Source organism: Neoroseomonas soli, from assembly GCF_018129065.1.
In the GTDB taxonomy this organism is placed as follows: domain Bacteria; phylum Pseudomonadota; class Alphaproteobacteria; order Acetobacterales; family Acetobacteraceae; genus Neoroseomonas; species Neoroseomonas soli.
Genome location: NZ_JAAEDM010000045.1, coordinates 20,220 through 39,970 on the forward strand (window position 1 = coordinate 20,220; position 19,751 = coordinate 39,970).

Sequence of the window (19,751 nt, forward strand, 5' to 3'; positions counted from 1 at the left end):
TTCCCCAGACTTATCCACAAGATGGGGACATTCTGGCCAGCCGGTCGCTTTCTGTTTCAATGGCGCTTTCCAGGGCCTTCATCAGCGCGGCACGTGGCAGGCCGGAGGGCAGCGGCGGCAGCACGGAGACGCGGATGACCCCCGGCCGCTTGTGGAAGGCCCGGCGGCCCCAGGTGAGCCCGCTGTCCGTCGCCGCTGGCACCACCGGCGCCTGGGTCGCCAGCGCCAGCGCCGCGACGCCGGGCTGATAGGGAATGCGCTCGCCCGGCGCGGTCCGCGTGCCTTCGGGGAAGATGACGATCGGTCGGCCCGCGGCCAGCACCGCCTGCCCCGCCCGCACCATCCCGCGCAGTGCCTGGGCGCCGGCCTTGCGGTCCACCGCGATGTGCCCGCAACGCCGCGCGAGCAGCCCCCAGGCCGGGATGGAGAGGAGTTCCTTCTTCAGCACATAGACCGGCATGGGCCGCCCCGCCGGCAGGAGCATGAGCCAGACCACCGTGTCGAAGGCCGACTGGTGCTTGGCAGCGATGATCGCGCCACCCGGCGGGATATTCTCCAGCCCGGTCACCTCGAGCCGGATGCCGCAAATGACCCGCAGCAGCGCGACGACGCCCTGCGCCCATGCCCGCACATAGCCCATGAGCCAGGCCGGCGGCGCCAACAGCAGCGGCAGGCCGAAGACGGCCACGACCGCGGTGCCGCCGAGGAACAGCGCATTGAACAGCACGGAACGCAGGAAGGTCACTGGTCACGCATCTCCCGTCGGGACACGACGAGGCCCGATAGCCCCGCCCGTGCCATCAGGTAGCGTCCGTACTCGCCGAGCAGAAGCATCCAGGAGCCCGGACGCCACAAGGCCCCCCGCGCGCGCAGCGCGGCAGAGGGTACCGGATGCGGCACCAGCTCGGTTTCGGGCAGGGCGCGGCGCAGTTCCAGCATCGCCCGCGGCATGTGGTAGCCGGCGGTGACGATGCGCAGCGACCGCGCCCCTTCCGCGCGGGCCCAGGCCGCGGCTTCGACGGCGTTGCCGCGGGTGCTGGCCGCCGCGTAGCCGATCGCGACGCGCCCGGCGAAAGGCGCGGGGTCGAGGTTCGCAGCGGCGGCGATCTCGGCCAGCCCGGCGCCGGGATGGGCGCCGGAGATCAGCATGCGCGGCGCCCGCCCCTCGGCGAGCAGCCGGAAGCCGGTCACGACCCGCTCGCTGCCGCCGGTCAGCACGACGATGCCGTCGGTTTCCCCCATGGCGGGCGCGGCCGGGTTCGCCGCAGCGACGACGAAGCCGACGAAGCCCGCCGCGAGGCCAAGGGCAACGAGCGCGACCAGCACGGTCGCGGTGCGCCACGAACGGCGACGGCCCGGTGAAGCCTCGGTCACGGCAGTTGACGCAGCCAGAGCCTGACCGTCGCCTGGCTGGCGATCCAGCCGACCGCAGCCGCCGCCAGTGGCACCGCGGCGAGTTCCAGCCAGGGCAGGGCATGCCAGGATGTCTCGCCGGCCAGCGGCCCGGCGAGCCGTGCCAGCCCCGCCAGCGCCGGCAGGCCGAGCATCGTGCCGCCGGCAGCACCGAGTCCGACCAGCCAGGCGGCGCGGCCGGCGAAGCGGCGGGCGATCTCGGCATCCGTGGCGCCGAGCCCGTGCAGCACCAGGACCGCATCGCGCCGCGCGGAGAGCCCTGCGCGCACCGCCACCGCCACCACCGCCGCGGCAACGGCGGCAACCAGCGCCAGCACCGCCAGCGCCACGCCCTGCACCGCCGTGGCCAGCGCGGACAGGTGCGCGACCCAGACGCCATGCGCCTCGGTCACCGCGCCGGGGACCTCCTCGGCGACGCGGTCGCCGATCAGCACGGCATCGGCGGAGAGATCGGCGAGGCGCAGCTCGATCACGCCGGGCAGGGGCAGGGACTGCGCGCCGCCGAGCCAGGGGCGCAGCAGTTCCGCCATGCGGGCGGGGTCCACGGGGGTGGCCTCCGCCACTTCTGGCAGGGCGCGCAGCACGGCGAGCGCGCGCTCCATCCGCGCGGCGTCGGGCTGCGGCACCTGCACGGTGACCGCGGCCTGGGCGCCCTCGCGCCAGCGCTGCGCGAGGCGGTTCGCACCGTCCCGCCCGGCCAGGGCCAGCGCGGCGAGCAGCGCCATGGCCGCCACCAGTCCGATCAGCAGCCGGTCAGCCAGCGCCTTGCGCAGGCCGAGCGGATCGCGCGCCAGGCGCCGCCGGGGTTCAGCCATCGGACACCAGCCGCCCGGCCTCGAGCATCAGCATCCGGCCGGGGTGGCGCCCGGGCAGATCCTCGGAATGGGTCGCCACGACCACGGTGGTGCCCTGGCGGTTCATCTCGGCCAGCAGCGCGATGGTGCGCCGCGCCTGGCGGGCGTCGAGTTCGGAGGTCGGCTCGTCCGCGACCAGCAGGGCAGGGCGCGTGACCACGGCGCGCGCGATGGTCAGGCGCTGCTGCTCGCCCCCGGAGAGTTCCTCCGGCCGGCGCTCCTCCTTGCCTTCGAGGCCGATCCAGCCGAGCAGCTCGGCGACGTCGTTGCGGATGGTGGATTCCGCGACGCCGGCGAGCCGCAGCGGCAACGCCACATTGTCCCAGGCCGAGAGGTGCGAGAGCAGCCGGAATTCCTGGTGCACCACACCGATGCGCCGGCGCAGCGCCGGCAGGTCCCGCCGCCGCGCGCTGGAGAGCGGGACGCCGAGCAGTTCGACCTCGCCCTCGGTCGGGCGAAGCGCGGCCTGCATGAGGCGCAACACCGAGGTCTTGCCGGCGCCCGAAGGGCCCAGGATCCAGGTGAAGGTGCCGTCCCCGAGCGTGAAGGAAAGGTCGCGCAGCGACTCGGACGCGGCGCGGCCGCGCGGATCCGGGTAGGCCAGGGCCACGCGGGTGAATCGCACCATGGGACTCTTTTGCCCGCCCGCGCGCCGCGCCTCAACCGCTGCTTGCCGCATGGCGCGCGCCGGCCGAGGATAAGCGACCGATGCGCATCGCCTGCCCTGCCTGCACCACCGAATACGAGGTTCCCGACCGGCTGCTCGGCGGACCGGCACGTAGCCTGCGGTGTTCCCGCTGCGCTGCGGAATTCCCGCTGCCGCAGGTGGAAGCCGCGCCCGTCGCGGAGCCTGTCCCGCCACCACCGGCGCCTGAGCCGGCACCGCTGCCAGTCGAGCCTCACCCGCCATTCGCAGCACCGCCGGTGCCGGAACGCGCGCCGACGGCGGCAGAAGGCGAGCCGGACCGGGCGCTGGTACGGGCCTGGACGGCGTCACTCGCGATCGTGGCAGGTGGGGCGGTGGCCCTGGTGGTGTTCCGCGAGGCGATCATGGCGGCCTGGCCGCCGGCGACGCGGTTCTTCGCCATGCTCGGACTCGCCTGAAGCGTGCCCGGGGGCGCTGCCCCCGCCCCGGCACCGGGGGACATGCCTGTCCCCCGGACCCCACGGTTACGGGACGAGGATGGTGCTGCCCGTCGTCTGGCGCGCTTCGAGCGCGCGGTGGGCGTCTGCCGCATCCTTCAGCGCGAAGGTCTGGTTGACGCGGATCTTCACGGCACCGGAACCCACCACGTCGAAGAGATCGTTGGCACGGGCGATCAGGTCTTCCCGCTTCGCCGTGTAGGTCGCGAGCGTGGGGCGCGTGACATAGAGCGAGCCCTTGGCGGCCAGGATCCCAAGGTCCGGAATCGCAACCGGGCCGGAGGCATTGCCGTAGGAGACCATCATCCCGAAGGGAGCCAGGCAGTCGAGCGACGTGTTGAACGTGTCCCGGCCGACGCTGTCGAACACCACGGGCAGCATGGCGCCGCCGGTGATGTCCTTCACCCGCGCGGGCACGTCGTCCCTGGTCAGCAGCACATGGGCGGCGCCATGCGCCTTGGCCAGCGCGGCCTTCTCCTCGGTGCTGACCACGCCGATCACGGTGCAGCCGAGATGCTTCAGCCACTGGCACATGATGAGGCCGACGCCGCCCGCCGCCGCATGGACCAGCACGGTCTGCCCTGCCTGCACCGGGTAGCATTTCCTGATGAGGAAGGCGGCGGTCATGCCTTGCAGCATCATCCCCGCGGCCTGCTCGAAGCCGATGCCGTCGGGCATCTTCACCAGGCGATCGGCCTTGATGGAACGGGCCTCGGCATAGGCGCCGATCGGCCCGGTGGCATAGGCGACGCGATCGCCGGGGGCGACCTCCGTCACGCCTTCGCCCACGGCCTCGACGATGCCGGCGCCCTCCATGCCGATGATCGCCGGCAGCGAGGGCGCCTTGTAGAGGCCGGTGCGGAAATAGACGTCGATGAAGTTCAGCCCGACCGCCTTGTGGCGCACCAGCGCCTCACCAGGCTTGGGTGCGGGGAGGGGGATGTGCTCCCACACCATCTTCTCGGGGCCGCCGGTTTCGTGGATGCGGATGGCGTGGGTCATGAAGCCTCGGTCCGTCGCTTGGCCGGCGCAGGGGCGGCCGTGAAGAGTGGCCCGGCCCCGAGCGCCCGGCGCTCGAGGTCGAGAAGATAGCGCTTGGTAGCCTCTCCCTCGCCGCCCGAATAGCCGCCGAGGGATCCGTCCGCCGCCACGACGCGGTGGCAGGGAATGAGGATCGGGATGGGGTTGGCACCGTTCGCCTGGCCGATGGCACGCGGGGCACGGCAGCCCACCTGGCGGGCGATGTCGAGGTAGGAACGGGTCTCGCCGGCGGGGATCGTGCACAGCGCGGCCCAGACCTTGCGCCGGAACTCCGTGCCGTGCGGGGCCAGCGGCAGGTCGAATTCCATCCGCGTGCCGTCGAAGTAGTCCTGCAACTGGTCGCGGGCGCGCCGGAGCAGGGACGTTTCCTCCTGATCCCGGCCGCGGCCCCAGTCGAGGGCGACGATGGCGCCGTCCTCCTCCGAGACGGTGATCTCGCCGATCGGTGTGTGCAGGGAGAGTTGGGGCATGGCGCTTCTGGTCAGACACCGCCGGGCGGGGTGCGTCAAGCGCCACGCGGCCGCCGGCGCCTTGGACGGGCGGGTCACGGCCGCTACATGCAGGGCCAAGGCCTGACCCGGAGTAGCCAGCGTGACCGATGCCGACCCGCCGCCCTTCTATGCCGCGCATATTTTCGTCTGCACCAATCGGCGGCAGGACGACCACCCCCGAGGCTCCTGCGCCGCCCGTGGGTCGGAAAAGCTCCGCGACTACATGAAGGCGCGGGCGAAGGAACTGAGGATCCCGGACATCCGGGTGAATGCCGCGGGCTGCCTCGAGCGCTGCGAGTTCGGGCCGGCCGTGGTGATCTACCCGGAAGGCATCTGGTATCGCCCGACCAGCATCGAGGACGTGGAGGAGATCCTGCAGGTCCACGTCATTGGCGGCGGACGGGTGAGGCGGCTGATGCTGACCGAGAAGGACGTGCCGCCGCCGAAGGGTTGAGGGGTGTTTCACGTGGAACAGGCGGGCCAGGTTCGCTCGTGACGGCAACCGACACGATCTTCGCACTGGCCAGCGGGGCCGGGCGGGGCGCCATAGCCATACTGCGGATGTCGGGGCGCGACAGCGGGTCGATCCTCACGCGGATCGCGGGGCGGCTACCCGCGCCGAGGGTGGCGAGCCTGCGACGACTGCGGGACCCGGCGGCAGGCGAGGCGCTGGACGAGGCGCTGGTGCTCTGGATGCCCGCCCCGCGCTCCTATACGGGGGAGGACAGCGCCGAACTGCACCTGCATGGCGGGCCGGCGGTAGTGGCGGCCGTCGGCGCGACCCTGGCGGCGCTCGGCGCCCGCCCGGCCGAGCCGGGGGAGTTCACCCGCCGGGCCTTCCTCAACGGGCGGATGGACCTGACGGCGGCAGAGGGCATCGCCGACCTGATCGCGGCGGAAACCGAAGCCCAGCGGCGCCAGGCGCTACGCCAGGCGGATGGCGCCCTCGCGCAGGTCTATGGCGGCTGGGCGGAACGGCTGACCCGCTTGCTGGCGCACCAGGAAGCGGCGATCGAATTCGCCGATGACGACCTGCCGACGGATCTGGGCGACCGGGCGCGGGAAGGGGCGGGGGCGCTGCGCGCCGAGATCGACGCGCATCTGGCCGATGGCGGACGAGGGGAGCGGCTGCGTGAAGGGGTGCTGGTCGCCATCCTCGGTGCTCCGAACGCGGGCAAATCGTCCCTGCTGAACGCACTCGTCGGACGGGATGCGGCGATCGTCTCGGCCCGCGCCGGCACGACGCGCGACGTGGTGGAGGTCCGGCTCGAACTGGCCGGTGTTCCGGTGACCCTGTCCGATACGGCAGGCCTGCGGGAGGCCGCCGACGAGATCGAACAGGAAGGCATCCGCCGAGCCCACCGGCGGGCGGAGGAGGCCGACCTGGTCATCACCGTCTTCGCCACCGACAAGGCGCCCGATGCGGAAACGCTGGCCTGGGTGAAGCCGGGGGCACTGGTTCTCGCGAACAAGTCCGATCTCGAATCCGCGCCGGCGGAGATCGGCGGGGTTCTGCCGTTGGCGGTTTCAGCGCGGACCGGTGCCGGCCTGGAGGAATTGCGGCTGCGGCTGCAGGCCGAAACGGTCCGGCTCGCCGGAGTGGCCGAGGCCCCCGTGCTGACCCGTCCGAGACATCGGGCGGCGCTGACCGAAGCCTCCGCCTGGCTCCGGGAGGCCGAGGCGGCGGCGCTGCCCGAGTTGGTGTCCGAGGCGCTGCGGGCCGCCCTGCGCGCCATCGGGCGGCTGACGGGGCGGGTCGGCGTGGAGGATGTGCTCGACATCGTGTTCGGCGAGTTCTGCATCGGAAAATAGGGGGCGAGGCGCGGCCGGGGAGGGCGATTGTCGGACTTCTCTCCCGCACGTCGTCCCGCTGCCCTATACCGCCGCCCCATGGACCTGATCTTCGATGTCGTCGTCGTGGGTGGCGGGCATGCCGGTTGCGAAGCCGCGGCCGCCGCGGCCCGCTGCGGCGCGCGCACGCTCCTGCTGACCCACCGCGTTGAAACCCTCGGCGAGATGTCCTGCAACCCTGCGATCGGCGGTGTCGGCAAGGGGCATCTGGTGCGCGAGGTGGACGCGCTGGACGGGATCATGGCCCGGGCCGCAGATGCCGCGGCCATCCATGTGAAGATGCTGAACCGCTCGAAGGGCCCCGCAGTGCGGGGCCTTCGGGCCCAGGCCGACCGGCGTCTCTATCGGCGGGCGGTGCGGGAGCTGCTGGCAGCGCAGCCTGGACTCACGATCCTGCAGGCCGCTGCGGAGGGGATCGACCTGGCCCCGGATGGCGGCATCGCCGCCGTCGTCACCGGCGATGGCCGGCGCATCGCCTGCGGCGCGCTGGTCGTCACCACGGGCACCTTCCTCCGCGGCGAGATCCATATCGGCGAGCAGCGGATCCCCGCCGGCAGGGTGGGGGACGCGCCGGCCATCGGCCTGGCGCTCGCCTTCGAACGAATGGGGCTGCCGCTCGCACGGCTGAAGACCGGCACGCCGCCGCGCCTGGACGGACGGACCATCGACTGGGCGTCGCTGGAGGCGCAGCCGGGAGACGACCCCGCGGAGCCGATGTCCTGGATGACGGAGCGGATCACCAACCGCCAGGTCGCCTGCGGCATCACCACGACCACGCCGGCCACCCACGCCCTGATCCGCGCGAACCTGCACCAGAGCGCCGTCTATGGCGGGCGCATCCAGGGGGTCGGGCCGCGCTACTGCCCCTCGATCGAGGACAAGGTGGTCCGCTTCGCGGAGCGGGAGCGCCATCAGGTTTTCCTGGAACCCGAGGGGTTGGACGACGACACGGTCTATCCCAACGGCATCTCGACCAGCCTGCCGGAGCAGGTGCAGGCGGCCATGATCGCCACCATGCCCGGCCTGGAGCGTGCCCGCATCCTCCGCCCCGGCTATGCGATCGAGTACGACCATGTCGACCCGCGGGCACTGACGCCCGCGCTGGAGGTCCGGTCGGTCCCCCGCCTGTTCCTCGCCGGCCAGATCAACGGCACGACGGGATACGAGGAGGCGGCCGCGCAGGGACTGATGGCGGGGCTGAACGCCGGGTTGCGCGCCTCGGGCGGGGTGCCGGATCGCGTCCTGACGCGGTCGGAGGCCTATGTCGGCGTGCTGGTCGATGACCTGACGCTGCATGGGGTCTCCGAGCCCTACCGGATGCTCACGGCGCGGGCCGAGCATCGCCTGATCCTGCGTGCGGACAATGCCGGGTTGCGCTTGACGGAGAAGGGCGTTGCCTGGGGCTGCGTCGGGCCGGAGCGAGCAGCGCGCCATCGGGCTTTCGCTGCGAGCCTTGCCGAATCGCTCGACCGTGCGCGCGTGGACGGCGCGACGCCGGCAGTACTGGCTGCCGCCGGGATTCCGGTGAACCAGGATGGGAAGCGGCGGTCCGTGATCGAGGTCCTGGCCCTGCCCGGCGTCGACGCCACGGCCGTGGATGGCGTCTTCCAGTGGCTGCGGGCCCTCTCGCCGGCGCTGCGCGCGCAGCTCGAGGCAGAAGCGCTCTACGCGCCGTATCTCCGCCGGCAGGAAGCGGAGATGCGGCTCCTGGAGCGGGAGGAGCGGACCCTGATACCCGACCATCTCGATTTCGCCGCCGTGCCCGGTCTTTCGGTCGAGATGCGCCAACGCCTCACGACCGCCCGGCCCACGACACTCGGCTCCGCTGGCCGCCTGCCGGGGATCACCCCGGCCGCCATCGCGGCGCTGGCGGTCGCTCTCCGGCGTGACGGGGCGCGTTCCACGTGAAACACCCTCTGCCTGCATTGGCACCGGATCCGGAGCGCGACACGCGGCTTACCGCCTACCGCGACCTGCTGCTGCGCTGGAACGCGACGATCAACCTCGTCTCGGCGGGCACGGCGGCGGAGATCGAACGGCGGCACATCGCGGACAGCCTGCAGCTGCTGCCGCTTCTGCCCGCCGAAGGGCCGGTGGCGGATCTGGGCTCGGGGGCGGGCCTGCCAGGCATCGTCCTCGCCGCCGCCCTGCCTGACCGGGAAATTCACCTCGTCGAATCCGACAAGCGCAAGGCCGCCTTCCTGATCGAGGCGGCCGGCACGCTCCGACTCGTCAGGGTGAAGATCCATGCCACGCGCATCGAGCAGGCGGTGCTGCCGCCGCTCGCCGCGATCACCGCGCGGGCGCTGGCGCCGCTGACCGCTCTCCTCTCCCACGCCGCGAAATTCCTCGCGCCTGGCGGTATCGCGATCTTCCCGAAGGGCCGCAGTGCGGAGCAGGAGTTGACGAGCGCCGCCGCGGACTGGCACTTCACCACCGAGCGGTTTGCAAGCCGCACGGACCCCGAGGCCACCATCCTTCGCCTGAGCGAGATCCGCCGTGCCGGCCATTGAGCGCGCGCAACCCCGCATCATTGCCCTCGCCAACCAGAAGGGGGGCGTCGGCAAGACCACGACCGCCATCAACCTCGGCACGGCGCTCGCCGCCAAGCGCAAGGTGCTGCTGATCGACCTCGACCCGCAGGGCAACGCATCGACGGGCCTCGGCATCTCCCGCCAGGACCGTGGCGCAGGATCCTACGCGCTCCTGACCGGCGAACGGCGCCTTGCAGATCTCCTGCGGCCGACGAGGATTCCGAACCTCACCATCCTTCCGGCCGATCCGGAACTCGCCGGCGCCGAGATCGAGCTTGTCGGCATCGAGCACCGCGAGCGGCGGCTGCGCGACGCACTCGAGGCGCAGGCCGAGGCATTGGCCGGCACCGAAATCATCCTGATCGACTGCCCGCCCTCGCTCGGCCTCCTCACGCTCAACGCGCTGGTGGCATCCCATTCGGTGCTCGTGCCGCTGCAGACCGAGTTCTTCGCCCTGGAGGGTGTCTCCCAGATCACCCGCACGATCGAGCGCGTGAGGCGATCCCTGAACCCGGCCCTCGACCTCGAGGGCATCGTCCTGACCATGTTCGACCGCCGCAACAACCTCTCGGAGCTCGTCGCCGCAGATGTCCGCGCCTTCTTCGGCGACAAGGTCTACTCGACCGTCATTCCGCGCAACGTCCGCATCTCCGAAGCGCCGTCCCATGGCCTGCCGGTGATCCTCTACGACCACCGCTCCGCCGGCGCGCAGGCTTATGTGGACCTCGCCGCCGAACTCCTGCGACGGGAACGCAAGGCGAGGAAATCCGCGGCATGAAGAAGACGACGACGCGCCTCGGCATGGGCCTCTCCGCCCTGATGGGCGACAGCCAGGCCCCCGCCGCCGCGACCGGCGCCGCTCCGCGGACCCTGCCGATCGACGCCCTGGAGCCCGGCCCCTTCCAGGCCCGCAGCACGCCGGACGCGGCAGCCCTGGCGGAGCTCGCCGCCTCCATCGAGGAACACGGGATCCTGCAGCCGATCCTGGTGCGGCCGAAGCCCGGCACCACAGGCCGCTACCAGATCCTTGGCGGCGAGAGGCGCTGGCGCGCCGCCCAGCAGGCCAGGCTGCACGACGTGCCGGTGATCATCCGCGAACTCGACGACCGCGCCGCCATGGCGGCCGGCCTGGTCGAGAACCTCCAGCGCGAGGATCTCAATGCGCTGGAAGAAGCCGAAGGCTATGCGCGGCTGATCGAGGAATTCGGCCTGAAGCACGAAGGCCTCGGCCAGGCCGTCGGCAAGTCCCGCAGCCATGTCGCCAACACGCTGCGGCTGCTCAACCTGCCGCAGCGGGTGCGGGACATGCTGCGCCAGGGGACGCTGTCCGCCGGCCACGCGCGCGCCCTGCTCGGGGCGGAAGATCCCGAACGCCTCGCGGGCCTCGTCGTGGTGCGCGGCCTGTCCGTGCGCCAGACGGAAGCACTCGCCGCCGCCGCGCCCCGTGACCCGGCGGCCCGGCGCGTGACGAAGCAGGACCCCGACACGGCGGCGCTGGAACGACGGCTCACCGAACGGCTCGGGCTCAGGGTCGCCATCAAGACGGCGGCGAAGGGCGGACAGGTGACGATTTCCTACCGCGACCTGGATCAGCTGGACGGGGTGCTGAGGCTGCTCGACCCCGAAGCGTGACAACGAGGGGGCGCTGCCCCCTCGTGCTCCCCTGCCAGGAAACTCAGTTTCCTGGACCTTGGTCGACATGGAGCAACATCACGATGTGGTTGATCACGACGTTCGGGTTTTTCAGTGTGGTCAGGAAGCCTGACGACGTGAAGTCAGACACACTGACGATCCGTGCGCGTGTGCGCGAAGGCCTTGAAGAACTGCGGAAAATAGCGCTGCCGGCTCTCGGCCCGATCCGGGACGACGAGGGCACCGACTACCCCTTCCGCGCCTCGGCGCCCCGTGCGGCTGTCTCCGCGGCGATGGCCCGCATCGCGCAGGACATCGACTACGCAAACTTCAAGGACGCCGTCGCAGCCCGCCAGGGAAAGGCGCGCGCGCATCGCTACGGCGAGGTGTGGGGCACGCTGCTGCGCCTCGAAAAAGGTGGTCGCTGACCACCATCGCGAAGGCTGGGGCCTATGGCGGCGTGCTGATCGACGATGCCGGCCGCGTGCTGCTCGCAACCATTTCGACGGCTACGTCTGGACCTTTCCCAAGGGCAAGCAGGGCCAGGCCGAGACTCCCGAACAGGCGGCCCTGCGCGAGGTACGCGAGGAGACCGGCTACCACGCCCGGATCACCGGGATCCTGCCTGGCACTTTCACCGGCGGGACGGGAAGCACGGCCTTCTTCCTGATGGCCCCGCAGGGAGCACCACAGCCGTTCGAATGGGAAACCCACGCGATCCGCTGGGCCACCCCTGCCGAGGCCGAGGCCCTGATCAGGCTGACGACGAACCCGGTTGGTCGTGCCCACGATCTCGCCGTGCTGAGAGCCGCGACCGAACGCCTCAGGTAACGGGTTCCGAGGGCCTTTCGGCCCTCGGCGGGGTGGCTCGGAGGGGCGGCGCCCCTCCGTCTCCATCACCCTCGTCTCGCCCTCACCGCTTCCCGCGCCAACCCCATCACCGCCGCGCGCGCCACGCTCTCGTCCGGCGTCCCGGTTGTCTTGGTCAGGCGCTCCGCCTCCAGCAGGGCCATCCCTGCCGCCGCCAGCGTCTCGGGCTTCCACAGGCGCAGGGCGCGTTCGAATGACGGTCTCGACTTGAAGAAGACCATCGGCCGCAGCGCGTCCACCGCGTCCTTCACCGATGCCCCTTTCGCCACCGCCCCGGCCGCCAGTTCCAGCCGCTGCACGTGTCGCAGCGCTCCGCGCACCACTTGCACGGCGTGGGCCCCTTCCGCGAAGGCCGTATCCAGGGCGCGGTCGGCGCGCGGTGCATCGCCCTCGGTCGCCGCCAACAGCGCCGCATCCAGATCGAGCGCCGAGCCCTCCGCCAGCGAGGCCAGCGCGTCGTCCTCCGTCACGCGCCCGCCGGCTCCGACATAGAGGGAGAGCTTCTCGCATTCACGCCGCAGCAGCAGTCGGTCCTCGCCCAGCCGCTGCGCCATCCACGCGACGGCCGAAGGTTCCACCGAAACCCCGAATTCCCGCAGCAGCGCGACGATCGAGGCTTCCAGCGCCGCGCCGGTCTCCGCATAGCAGGCGATGACGGCGGCCTCGGGTCCCGCCTTCTCCAGCGCCGCGCGCAGGCCCTTCCGACCGTCGAGCGAGCCTGCCTCCAGCAGCACGATCCCGGGGCCATTGCCCGCCAGCACGGCCTTGGCGGCGTTGGCCAGGCCATCGGTCGCCTCGCGCACCCGCACCAGGCGGCCGCCGCCCGTCAGCGCCGGCGTGGCCGCCTCCGCGGCGAGCAGCGTCGCATCCTTCGCCGCCGCGTCGCGCGGGATCTCGACCAGACGGAAAGGGTCGTCGCCCGCAACGGCGCGGGTCAGGGCCTCGCCACGCTCGCGCACCAGCCCGCCATCCTCGCCGAAGATCAGCACCACTCGCGCTTGGCCCGGATCGGCCAGGAAGCCTGCGATGCGGCGCGCGTCGACCTTGGCCACGGGGCCTCAGCCCGCCCGGGGCGGTCCGCCCGCGAAGCGGATCGCGAGGCGCCGCGTCACGTCCTCGGCCAGTTGCTCCACCAGGCGACGCTCGGTCGCCTCGCGGGAGGTTTCGGCCGCGAAGAACTGGTTCTCCGGCACGTTGTATGCGTCGAAGGCCCGCTCCATGCCGTTCGCAACGAGGCGCGGCGGAGCGGAGGCGTCGTAGAGGAACCAGCTGGCCGTCGCCGTCACGCGAACCCGGCTCGGCGTGCCGTCGCGCGCGAAGCCCTGCAACTCCACCCCGTAGGCAAGGCCGACGCGAAGGTCGTAGCGCGTGGGCGCCGCGCCGGAACGCAGGCGGTCCTCCAGGTGACGGCGCAGGAGCTGGCCGTTGCGCTCGGTGATGAGGCCAACGCGGATGGTCTCGAGGCCGGAGGCGGGCTCGGCTTCGGGACGCGGGCCGTAGAGGGGCCGGAAGCCGCAGCCGGAGAGGAGCAACAGCCCCAGCACGGCGCGGCGCGGGGAGGGCGCCGCCGTCCCCGGCCCCCTCCCGCCAAAGGCCGAAAGGCCTTTGGAAACCATGGGTTCCGAGGGCCCTTCGGCCCTCGGCGGGGCGAGGTGCGGAGAGGGGCGGCGCCCCTCTCCGCGGATGCGGTCAAACCACAAGGTTGACGATCCTGCCGGGCACATGGATGCGCTTGCGAATGGGCTTGCCGCCCAGCGCGCGCTGCACGTTCTCCTCCGCCTCGGCCGCCGCGAAGATCGCGTCCTCGCTCGCGCCCACCGGCACCTCGATGGTCGCGCGCAGCTTGCCCAGCACCTGCACGGCGAGCGTCACGCTCTCCGCCACCAGCAGCGCCGGATCGGCTTCCGGCCAAGGCAGTTGCGCAACCAGCGAGGCATCGCCCGGCCGCAGCATCGACCAGGCCTCCTCCGCCAGGTGCGGCATCATCGGGGCGGAGAGGCGCGCGAGCATCTCCAGCGCCTCACGCTTCGCACCGCCCGGCGCGTCCTTCGCCGCCTCGATCGCGTTGGCGAATTCGTAGAGACGGGCGACGGCGACGTTGAAGGCGAAGGTCTCCAGCGCCTCGGTCACCGCGGCGATGCAGCGGTGCGTGGCGCGGCGCAGCGTCTTGCCTTCCGCTTCCGGCGCCGTGCCGGCGGGCGGCAGCGACGGCAGCGCGTTCTCCACCATGCGGAAGACGCGCTGGGTGAAGCGGTAGGCGCCGGCGACGCCGCTTTCCGTCCATTCCATGTCGCGATCGGGCGGGTTGTCGCTGAGGATGAACCAGCGCGCGGTGTCCGCCCCGTATTTCGCGATGATCGCGCCGGGATCGACCGTGTTGCGCTTGGACTTCGACATCGCCTCGACACGGCCGATGGTAACGGGCTCGCTCGTGCCCTTCACGACAGCGGCCTCCGAGCCGTCCGGCGCGGCGGAGAACTCCACCTCCTCGGGGTACAGCCAGCGGCCGTCGGCGCCCTTGTAGGATTCGTGCTGCACCATGCCCTGGGTGAAGAGGCCGGCGAAGGGCTCCTCCACGCCGAGATGCCCCGTCGCCTTCATCGCGCGCGAGAAGAAGCGCGAATAGAGCAGGTGCAGGATCGCGTGCTCGATGCCGCCGATGTACTGGTCCACCGGCAGCCAGGCATCGACCGCCGCCTTGGTCACCGGCACTTCGGCGCGCGGCGAGCAGAAGCGCGCGAAGTACCAGGACGAGTCCACGAAGGTGTCGCAGGTGTCCGTCTCCCGCCGCGCGGGCTTGCCGCAGGACGGGCAGTTCACGTGCTTCCAGGTCGGGTGGTGGTCGAGCGGATTGCCCGGCCTGGAGAAATCGACATCCTCCGGCAGCCGCACCGGCAGGTCCGCCTCGGCGACCGGCACCGCGCCGCAGGCATCGCAGTGGATGACCGGGATGGGGCAGCCCCAGTAGCGCTGGCGGGAGACGCCCCAGTCGCGCAGGCGCCAGTTCACCACGCCGGCGCCGGCGCCGAGGCGCTCAAGTTCCGCGATCGCGCGGCGCTTGGCGGCCGCCACTTCGAGCCCGTCCAGGAAGCCCGAGTTGAAGGCGGTGCCGTCCTCGGTGAAGGCGTCGTCGCCGACGGCGAAGGTCGCGGCATCCGCGCCCTTCGGCAGCACCACGGGCGTCACCGACAGCCCGTACTTGCGCGCGAAGTCGAGGTCGCGCTGGTCATGCGCCGGGCAGCCGAAGATCGCGCCGGTGCCGTATTCCATCAGCACGAAATTCGCGATCCAGACCGGGTATTCCTGCCCCGTGAAGGGGTGCTTCACACGCAGGCCGGTGTCGAAGCCCTTCTTCTCGGCCTGTTCGATCGCGGCTTCGGACGTGCCCATGCGGCGGCATTCGGCGACGAACTCGGCCGCGGCCGGGTTATGCGCGGCGGCGGCGGCCGCCAGCGAGTGCTCGGCGGCAACGGCGAGGAAGGACATGCCGAACAGCGTATCCGGCCGCGTCGTGAAGACCTCCACATCCGCGATGCCGTCCGCCGGCTGCGCGAGCGCGAACTTCAGCCGCGCGCCCTCGCTGCGCCCGATCCAGTTGGCCTGCATCGTCTTCACGCGCTCGGGCCAGCGGTCGAGCGTGTTCAGCGCCTCAAGCAGGTCCGGCGCGAACTTCGTGATGCCGAGGAACCACTGGCTGAGCTTCTTCTTCTCGACCAGCGCACCGGAGCGCCAGCCGCGCCCGTCGATCACCTGCTCATTGGCCAGCACGGTGTGGTCCACGGGATCCCAGTTCACCCAGGATTCCTTGCGCTCCACCAGCCCGGCCTTCCAGAAGTCGAGGAACAGCTTCTGCTGCTGGCCGTAGTATTCCGGGTCGCAGGTGGCGAATTCCCGCGCCCATTCCAGCGAAAGGCCCATGCGCTTCAGCTCGTCGCGCATGTTGGCGATGTTCGCGTAGGTCCACTTCGCCGGGTGGGTGCCGCGTTCCCGCGCCGCATTCTCGGCCGGCAGGCCGAAGGCGTCCCAGCCCATCGGATGCATCACGAGATGCCCGCGCGCGCGCTTGTAGCGCGCCACCACGTCGCCCAGCGTATAGTTCCGCACATGCCCCATGTGGATCTTCCCGCTGGGGTAGGGAAACATCTCGAGCACGTAGTACTTCCGCGCGCCGTCGGGCGGCACGTCGGGCACGGCGAAGCAGCCGCGCTCCTCCCACGCCCGCTGCCAGCGCGGCTCGGCGCCGCGGAAGTCGTAGCGGGGAGACGGAGTGTCCTGGCCGGCCTTGTCCTGGGAAGCGTTGGTGTCGTTCATCTCGCGCGCGCGTTTATTGGAGAGAGGGATGCATAAGCCCCACGGCGCCGGATTCCTAGGGCGCGCGGCGGTCCTGCTCGCCCTTCTCGCTGCCCCGGCGCGGGCGCAGGACCCCAATGTGGATTTCACGGCCTACCGCGCCCTCTTCTCGGTGGCCAGCCTGGGGCGGGCCCGTGGCCCCTCCACCGTGATCGCCTTCACCCTGCACTATCGCGGCACCATGCCGCATGCCGGCTTCGCGCTGCACGCCACGGCCGATGGGCGTTCCACCTGGCGCTTCGTTTCCGGCCTTGCGGGCGAGGAGGCGGCCCGCGCCGGCCTGCAAACCACCTGCGACAAGGACGCGGCGCGGACATTCGGCGCCGGCACCACCTGCCGCATCCTGGCGCTGGACGGCAGCCTGCTCGGCACCGCCGGTCCCGCCTTCCGGCCGGTCGAGGCGGCGATCGGCCCCTTCCGCGCCGCGCCGCTGATGTTCCGGCATGGGCCGGGGGCCGCGCAGGGCGTCGTGGTGTGGTCGCACGGCTATGGCGGCCCCGCGGTGGACCATCGCCGGCGCAACGCGCCGGGCGTGACAGCGATGCTCAATGACGCCGGCTGGGACATCCTGCGCTTCGACCGGGACCCGGCGGACGACCTCCTCCCGGTGGCGCTGGCCAGCCTGACCCGCGCCCTGCCGCTGCTGCGGGAGGCCGGGTATCGCCGCATCGTGCTCGCCGGGCAGTCTCGCGGCGGCTGGCAATCCGTGATGGCGGCGGCCGAGCGGCCGGACCTGGTGCATGCCGCACTCGCCTTCGCCCCGGCCGCGCATGGGGAGGCGGAGCGCCCCAACAACCACAGTGCCGCGCTCGAGGATTTCTCCCGGCTGCTGGCCGGCCTCCCGGCGGACGGGCCGCGCCTGGGGGTCGCGCTGTTCGAAGGGGACGCCTACGACCCCGATCCCGCGGCGCGCGGCGCGCTGGTGGCCGAAGCGGCGGGCCGTCGTCGCGCGCCCACGGTCGCCCTGCTGCCGGAAGGCGAGCCGCGCGGGCACGCCGGAGCATTCGATTGGCGCTTCACGCGGTCCTTCGCGCCGTGCCTCGTGACGCTGGTGCAGGCCCCTGCGGGCGCACCCGCACGGGGACTGCGCCGCGCCCCCTGCGGCGGCGGCTGATGCCTGCCCTGACGCGCCCTGGGCGGCAAGGATACACGCAGGGCGCCGATATCCCGTCGGGAAGGGCCGGCTGCCCCGGCCGCGCCTGTCAGCGCGTCGCGGTGGCCTGGCTGCGCAGTTCCCGCGCCCGGGCGAGGACGCGATCCTCGAGTTCCGCGCCGGTCGCCGGCGCGACGAGCGCATCCGCCCAATTGTTGCCCTGCCGGACCTGGCGGAAGATCGAGATCCGGACCCCGTCCGACCGCAACTGCCGCCCCATGACGTAAGCGGTGGCCTTGAAACGTTCCGCGCCCGCGCCGGGGGGTGAGTACCAGTCGGTGATGATCACCCCACCGAAAGGATCGGCCGAGGCCAGCGGCATGAAGGCCAGGGTGTCGAGCGTGGCGCGCCAGAGATAGGCGTTGACCCCGAGCCCCCCGCCGCCGGCACTGTCCTCGGGCCGGGTACGGGAGGTGCCGAACAGCACGATACCGTCGTCCTGGCCGGTCAGCCGGCCGGCGACGCGTTCGCGTCCGCTGCCCGCCGTATACTCGTTTCGGCCGACCTCTCGGACACTGTCCGAGCCGCAGGCCCCGAGCAGGGCGGCGACGCCGAGCGCGCACAGCAGCGCGGCGGGACGATGGCGGGGGATGGCGATCAGGGTGGCGCGTGTCATGGCAGGGCCTTGTAGCCCTGGAAATGGGGCGCTGAAAAGACGAAGGGCGGCAGGGTTTCCCCTGCCGCCCCCGAAGGCATCGCTTTCTGAGGATCAGAAGGCGAGGCGGACGCCCACCATGCCGATGTTGATCGTGCGGGTGTTGCTGCCGTTGAACTGGGCCAGCGTCGTGCCGCTGCCGCCGTAGCGGGCGTCGGACGGAGCGCTGGTCGCGATGTTCTCGTCGTTGATGTTCTGGTAGATCGCGTAGAGGCCGAGGCCCGGAGCCAGCGTGTAGACGGCGCCGATGCCCCACGCGGTGTGCTCGCGATCCGGCAGGGAGTTGATGCCGCCCGCAGGACCCGCGCAGCCGGCGCCCGTGCGGCAGCTGCCGTTGGACTGCTTGCCCTGGCCGTAGTTCGCACCGATCAGCAGCGGGCCCACCGTGTAGGTCGCGCCGACGATCCAATGCTGGCTGTCGTCCAGACCCGGGTTCAGGGCCGCACGACCCACCGAGGTGCCGTTGTAGGCGCCCCAGGTGTACTCGCCGCCGAGCGCGAAGCCATAGGCCGACACGTTCAGGCCGACCGTGTAGGCGTTCACGTCCTGCATGCGCTGGACGCCCGGCGACGTGCCGTTGGCATTCAGGCGCGGGCTGTCGGCGATCATGGCGCCGAAGCCGGCGTTCACGCCCACCGGGCCGAAGGTGCCGCGGTAGCGGATGCCGGCCGACAGCTCGTTCTGGAGCTGCGTCTGGTCACGCTGCTGCTGGCCGTTCGCCAGGTCGTTGCGCTCACCCTCGCCGGCGTTGGCGGCGTAGGACAGGCCGAAGTCGAAGCCGGCCCACTGCGGCGACAGGTAGATGACCTTCGTCGCGTCGTTGCCGTCGTTCATGCCCGACAGCATGTAGGCGGCGCCGTAGAGGCCCGGGCTGGAGATGAAGTCGTACCAGTCGCCGTCCGAAGCCACCAGGCCGGCCGACGGGGCGCGGACCTGCAGCAGGTTCGCGGCGCTGTCTTCCGCACCGAAGCGCAGCGTGCCGAGGTTCGGGAAGGAGATGAAGCCCCACAGCTCGTCCATCGAGACGTTCGAGTTGTCAGCAGCCGTGCCCTGGCTGTTGTCCATCTGGAACTCGAAGGTCGCACCGTAGGTCATGCCGTTGGCGGCGCGACCCTCGACGAACACGTACAGCTCGGCGTCGTTGCGGAAGTCGTAACGCGAACGACGGTTGGACGCCGTGCCGTTCGGGCCGCTGCCGTTCGCGGCCGAGGAGTTACGCGACCGGCCGTAGTCCCAGTCGTCGTAGATCATCGCGGCGCTGAAGTCGAAGTAGCCGCCGAGGCGGATCTGCAGACCACCCGCACCCGCGATCGCCGGCGACATCGGCGTGATGGCCTGGGTGCCCATTTGCGTACCCGTGCCGAGCCCCTGCGGAGCAACAGTCACCGGTGCCTGGGCGAAAGCCGCCGGCGCCAGCAGGGCGGCGCCGACCACGGCGGTCGTCCCCAGCAGAATCTTGCGCATTATAGTCCTCCTCAAGGCCGGCGAACCGGCAGTTCCCTGGGCCTCCCTGCCCCCCCGGACAGGGTCCGCCGCCGCATCCCGCCGCGAGACGGAAGGACGGCGTCGTGGCCTGCGCCGACTATGTCCCGCCCCCGCGCCGCCCGGCAACCGTGCAGACAGGCCCCGCGCGACTTACCTGAGACAGTGTGGCGATGGCGCCACAGCCTCCGGCGCCAGCCCGCCGATGGCCGCCACGCCCGCGGCCAGCCGCGGAACGCGCCGCACCGAGGCCGCGGCCACGCCACCCAGCGCCACCACCGG

At 71.7% G+C, this 19,751-nt stretch carries 21 protein-coding genes; 10 read left to right on the plus strand and 11 right to left on the minus strand.

The window, feature by feature from the left end:
• Positions 1-10: 10 nt before the first annotated feature.
• The 4 genes from GXW76_RS15720 to GXW76_RS15735 are packed head-to-tail and all read right to left on the minus strand — an operon-like array spanning position 11 to position 2,895.
• Positions 11-745 carry a lysophospholipid acyltransferase family protein gene (locus tag GXW76_RS15720; protein ID WP_211863036.1) on the minus strand — a complete coding sequence of 245 codons (735 nt, stop codon included), beginning with the start codon at positions 743-745 and terminating at the stop codon, positions 11-13.
• On the minus strand, positions 742-1,374 hold the full coding sequence (locus GXW76_RS15725) for a YdcF family protein (RefSeq protein ID WP_338150975.1): 633 nt from the start codon (positions 1,372-1,374) through the stop codon (positions 742-744). The genes GXW76_RS15720 and GXW76_RS15725 overlap by 4 nt, the downstream gene beginning before the upstream one ends.
• A complete protein-coding gene (locus tag GXW76_RS15730; protein WP_211863037.1) occupies positions 1,371-2,228 on the minus strand; it encodes a cell division protein FtsX in 858 nt (285 codons plus the stop codon). Before GXW76_RS15730 ends, GXW76_RS15725 begins: the two co-directional genes overlap by 4 nt.
• Positions 2,221-2,895 carry a cell division ATP-binding protein FtsE gene (locus GXW76_RS15735; protein ID WP_211863038.1) on the minus strand — a complete coding sequence of 225 codons (675 nt, stop codon included), beginning with the start codon at positions 2,893-2,895 and terminating at the stop codon, positions 2,221-2,223. The genes GXW76_RS15730 and GXW76_RS15735 overlap by 8 nt, the downstream gene beginning before the upstream one ends.
• Before the next feature lie 80 nt (positions 2,896-2,975).
• Between GXW76_RS15735 and GXW76_RS15740 the strand changes: the two genes are divergently transcribed.
• The gene (locus tag GXW76_RS15740; protein WP_211863039.1) at positions 2,976-3,371 is read left to right on the plus strand and encodes a zinc-ribbon domain-containing protein; all 396 of its coding nucleotides are present in this window, start codon (positions 2,976-2,978) and stop codon (positions 3,369-3,371) included.
• 66 nt (positions 3,372-3,437) lie between these two features.
• On the opposite strand, the gene GXW76_RS15745 is transcribed toward GXW76_RS15740, so the two are convergent.
• On the minus strand, positions 3,438-4,412 hold the full coding sequence (locus tag GXW76_RS15745; protein ID WP_211863040.1) for a quinone oxidoreductase family protein: 975 nt from the start codon (positions 4,410-4,412) through the stop codon (positions 3,438-3,440).
• A complete protein-coding gene (locus tag GXW76_RS15750; RefSeq protein ID WP_211863041.1) occupies positions 4,409-4,921 on the minus strand; it encodes a methylated-DNA--[protein]-cysteine S-methyltransferase in 513 nt (170 codons plus the stop codon). The genes GXW76_RS15745 and GXW76_RS15750 overlap by 4 nt, the downstream gene beginning before the upstream one ends.
• A 121-nt stretch (positions 4,922-5,042) precedes the next feature.
• Here GXW76_RS15750 and GXW76_RS15755 point away from each other — a divergent pair, with 121 nt between their 5' ends.
• The 8 genes from GXW76_RS15755 to GXW76_RS15790 all read left to right on the plus strand — a co-directional run bounded on the left by GXW76_RS15755 (position 5,043) and on the right by GXW76_RS15790 (position 11,790).
• Entirely contained in the window at positions 5,043-5,396 is a 354-nt protein-coding gene (locus GXW76_RS15755) for a (2Fe-2S) ferredoxin domain-containing protein (RefSeq protein ID WP_211863042.1), read from the plus strand.
• 38 nt (positions 5,397-5,434) lie between these two features.
• Positions 5,435-6,754 carry a tRNA uridine-5-carboxymethylaminomethyl(34) synthesis GTPase MnmE gene (gene mnmE, locus GXW76_RS15760; protein WP_211863043.1) on the plus strand — a complete coding sequence of 440 codons (1,320 nt, stop codon included), beginning with the start codon at positions 5,435-5,437 and terminating at the stop codon, positions 6,752-6,754.
• A 78-nt stretch (positions 6,755-6,832) separates the two neighbouring features.
• Positions 6,833-8,701 carry a tRNA uridine-5-carboxymethylaminomethyl(34) synthesis enzyme MnmG gene (mnmG, locus tag GXW76_RS15765; protein ID WP_211863044.1) on the plus strand — a complete coding sequence of 623 codons (1,869 nt, stop codon included), beginning with the start codon at positions 6,833-6,835 and terminating at the stop codon, positions 8,699-8,701.
• A complete protein-coding gene (gene rsmG, locus GXW76_RS15770; protein ID WP_211863045.1) occupies positions 8,698-9,306 on the plus strand; it encodes a 16S rRNA (guanine(527)-N(7))-methyltransferase RsmG in 609 nt (202 codons plus the stop codon). Before mnmG ends, rsmG begins: the two co-directional genes overlap by 4 nt.
• Positions 9,293-10,105 (plus strand): ParA family protein, encoded by an 813-nt coding sequence (locus GXW76_RS15775; protein ID WP_211863046.1) that lies wholly within the window; start codon positions 9,293-9,295, stop codon positions 10,103-10,105. Before rsmG ends, GXW76_RS15775 begins: the two co-directional genes overlap by 14 nt.
• The gene (locus GXW76_RS15780) at positions 10,102-10,959 is read left to right on the plus strand and encodes a ParB/RepB/Spo0J family partition protein (RefSeq protein WP_246514402.1); all 858 of its coding nucleotides are present in this window, start codon (positions 10,102-10,104) and stop codon (positions 10,957-10,959) included. The genes GXW76_RS15775 and GXW76_RS15780 overlap by 4 nt, the downstream gene beginning before the upstream one ends.
• A gap of 83 nt (positions 10,960-11,042) precedes the next feature.
• Positions 11,043-11,387: a hypothetical protein gene (locus GXW76_RS15785; protein WP_211863047.1), complete on the plus strand. Its 345-nt coding sequence runs from the start codon at positions 11,043-11,045 to the stop codon at positions 11,385-11,387.
• Positions 11,377-11,790: an NUDIX domain-containing protein gene (locus tag GXW76_RS15790; protein WP_211863048.1), complete on the plus strand. Its 414-nt coding sequence runs from the start codon at positions 11,377-11,379 to the stop codon at positions 11,788-11,790. The genes GXW76_RS15785 and GXW76_RS15790 overlap by 11 nt, the downstream gene beginning before the upstream one ends.
• A gap of 65 nt (positions 11,791-11,855) precedes the next feature.
• Here the strand turns inward: GXW76_RS15790 and holA are convergent, their stop codons facing one another.
• The 3 genes from holA to leuS form a co-directional block, all read right to left on the minus strand.
• Positions 11,856-12,881: a DNA polymerase III subunit delta gene (gene holA / locus GXW76_RS15795; protein WP_211863049.1), complete on the minus strand. Its 1,026-nt coding sequence runs from the start codon at positions 12,879-12,881 to the stop codon at positions 11,856-11,858.
• A 6-nt stretch (positions 12,882-12,887) separates the two neighbouring features.
• A complete protein-coding gene (lptE, locus tag GXW76_RS15800) occupies positions 12,888-13,445 on the minus strand; it encodes an LPS assembly lipoprotein LptE (protein ID WP_211863050.1) in 558 nt (185 codons plus the stop codon).
• Between the two features lie 73 nt (positions 13,446-13,518).
• Complete coding sequence (gene leuS, locus GXW76_RS15805; RefSeq protein ID WP_211863051.1) at positions 13,519-16,140, minus strand: leucine--tRNA ligase; 2,622 nt, start codon at positions 16,138-16,140, stop codon at positions 13,519-13,521.
• 28 nt (positions 16,141-16,168) lie between these two features.
• On the opposite strand from leuS, the gene GXW76_RS15810 reads away from it, so the two are divergent.
• Positions 16,169-17,293 (plus strand): alpha/beta hydrolase family protein, encoded by a 1,125-nt coding sequence (locus GXW76_RS15810; protein WP_211863052.1) that lies wholly within the window; start codon positions 16,169-16,171, stop codon positions 17,291-17,293.
• 88 nt (positions 17,294-17,381) lie between these two features.
• Here the strand turns inward: GXW76_RS15810 and GXW76_RS15815 are convergent, their stop codons facing one another.
• Both GXW76_RS15815 and GXW76_RS15820 read right to left on the minus strand, forming a co-directional pair.
• Positions 17,382-17,948: a DUF3576 domain-containing protein gene (locus GXW76_RS15815; RefSeq protein WP_211863053.1), complete on the minus strand. Its 567-nt coding sequence runs from the start codon at positions 17,946-17,948 to the stop codon at positions 17,382-17,384.
• 93 nt (positions 17,949-18,041) lie between these two features.
• The gene (locus tag GXW76_RS15820; protein WP_211863054.1) at positions 18,042-19,451 is read right to left on the minus strand and encodes a porin; all 1,410 of its coding nucleotides are present in this window, start codon (positions 19,449-19,451) and stop codon (positions 18,042-18,044) included.
• Positions 19,452-19,751 lie beyond the last annotated feature (300 nt).

Bases quoted from the DNA above. Each gene is read 5' to 3' on its own strand.
- GXW76_RS15810 (WP_211863052.1), top strand. From the start codon at position 16,169: ATGCATAAGCCCCACGGCGCCGGATTCCTAGGGCGCGCGGCGGTCCTG.
- GXW76_RS15750 (WP_211863041.1), bottom strand. From the start codon at position 4,921: ATGCCCCAACTCTCCCTGCACACACCGATCGGCGAGATCACCGTCTCG.
- lptE (WP_211863050.1), bottom strand. From the start codon at position 13,445: ATGGTTTCCAAAGGCCTTTCGGCCTTTGGCGGGAGGGGGCCGGGGACG.
- mnmG (WP_211863044.1), top strand. From the start codon at position 6,833: ATGGACCTGATCTTCGATGTCGTCGTCGTGGGTGGCGGGCATGCCGGT.
- GXW76_RS15745 (WP_211863040.1), bottom strand. From the start codon at position 4,412: ATGACCCACGCCATCCGCATCCACGAAACCGGCGGCCCCGAGAAGATG.
- GXW76_RS15785 (WP_211863047.1), top strand. From the start codon at position 11,043: ATGTGGTTGATCACGACGTTCGGGTTTTTCAGTGTGGTCAGGAAGCCT.
- GXW76_RS15815 (WP_211863053.1), bottom strand. From the start codon at position 17,948: ATGACACGCGCCACCCTGATCGCCATCCCCCGCCATCGTCCCGCCGCG.
- GXW76_RS15820 (WP_211863054.1), bottom strand. From the start codon at position 19,451: ATGCGCAAGATTCTGCTGGGGACGACCGCCGTGGTCGGCGCCGCCCTG.
- GXW76_RS15740 (WP_211863039.1), top strand. From the start codon at position 2,976: ATGCGCATCGCCTGCCCTGCCTGCACCACCGAATACGAGGTTCCCGAC.
- leuS (WP_211863051.1), bottom strand. From the start codon at position 16,140: ATGAACGACACCAACGCTTCCCAGGACAAGGCCGGCCAGGACACTCCG.
- GXW76_RS15735 (WP_211863038.1), bottom strand. From the start codon at position 2,895: ATGGTGCGATTCACCCGCGTGGCCCTGGCCTACCCGGATCCGCGCGGC.
- GXW76_RS15780 (WP_246514402.1), top strand. From the start codon at position 10,102: ATGAAGAAGACGACGACGCGCCTCGGCATGGGCCTCTCCGCCCTGATG.
- GXW76_RS15730 (WP_211863037.1), bottom strand. From the start codon at position 2,228: ATGGCTGAACCCCGGCGGCGCCTGGCGCGCGATCCGCTCGGCCTGCGC.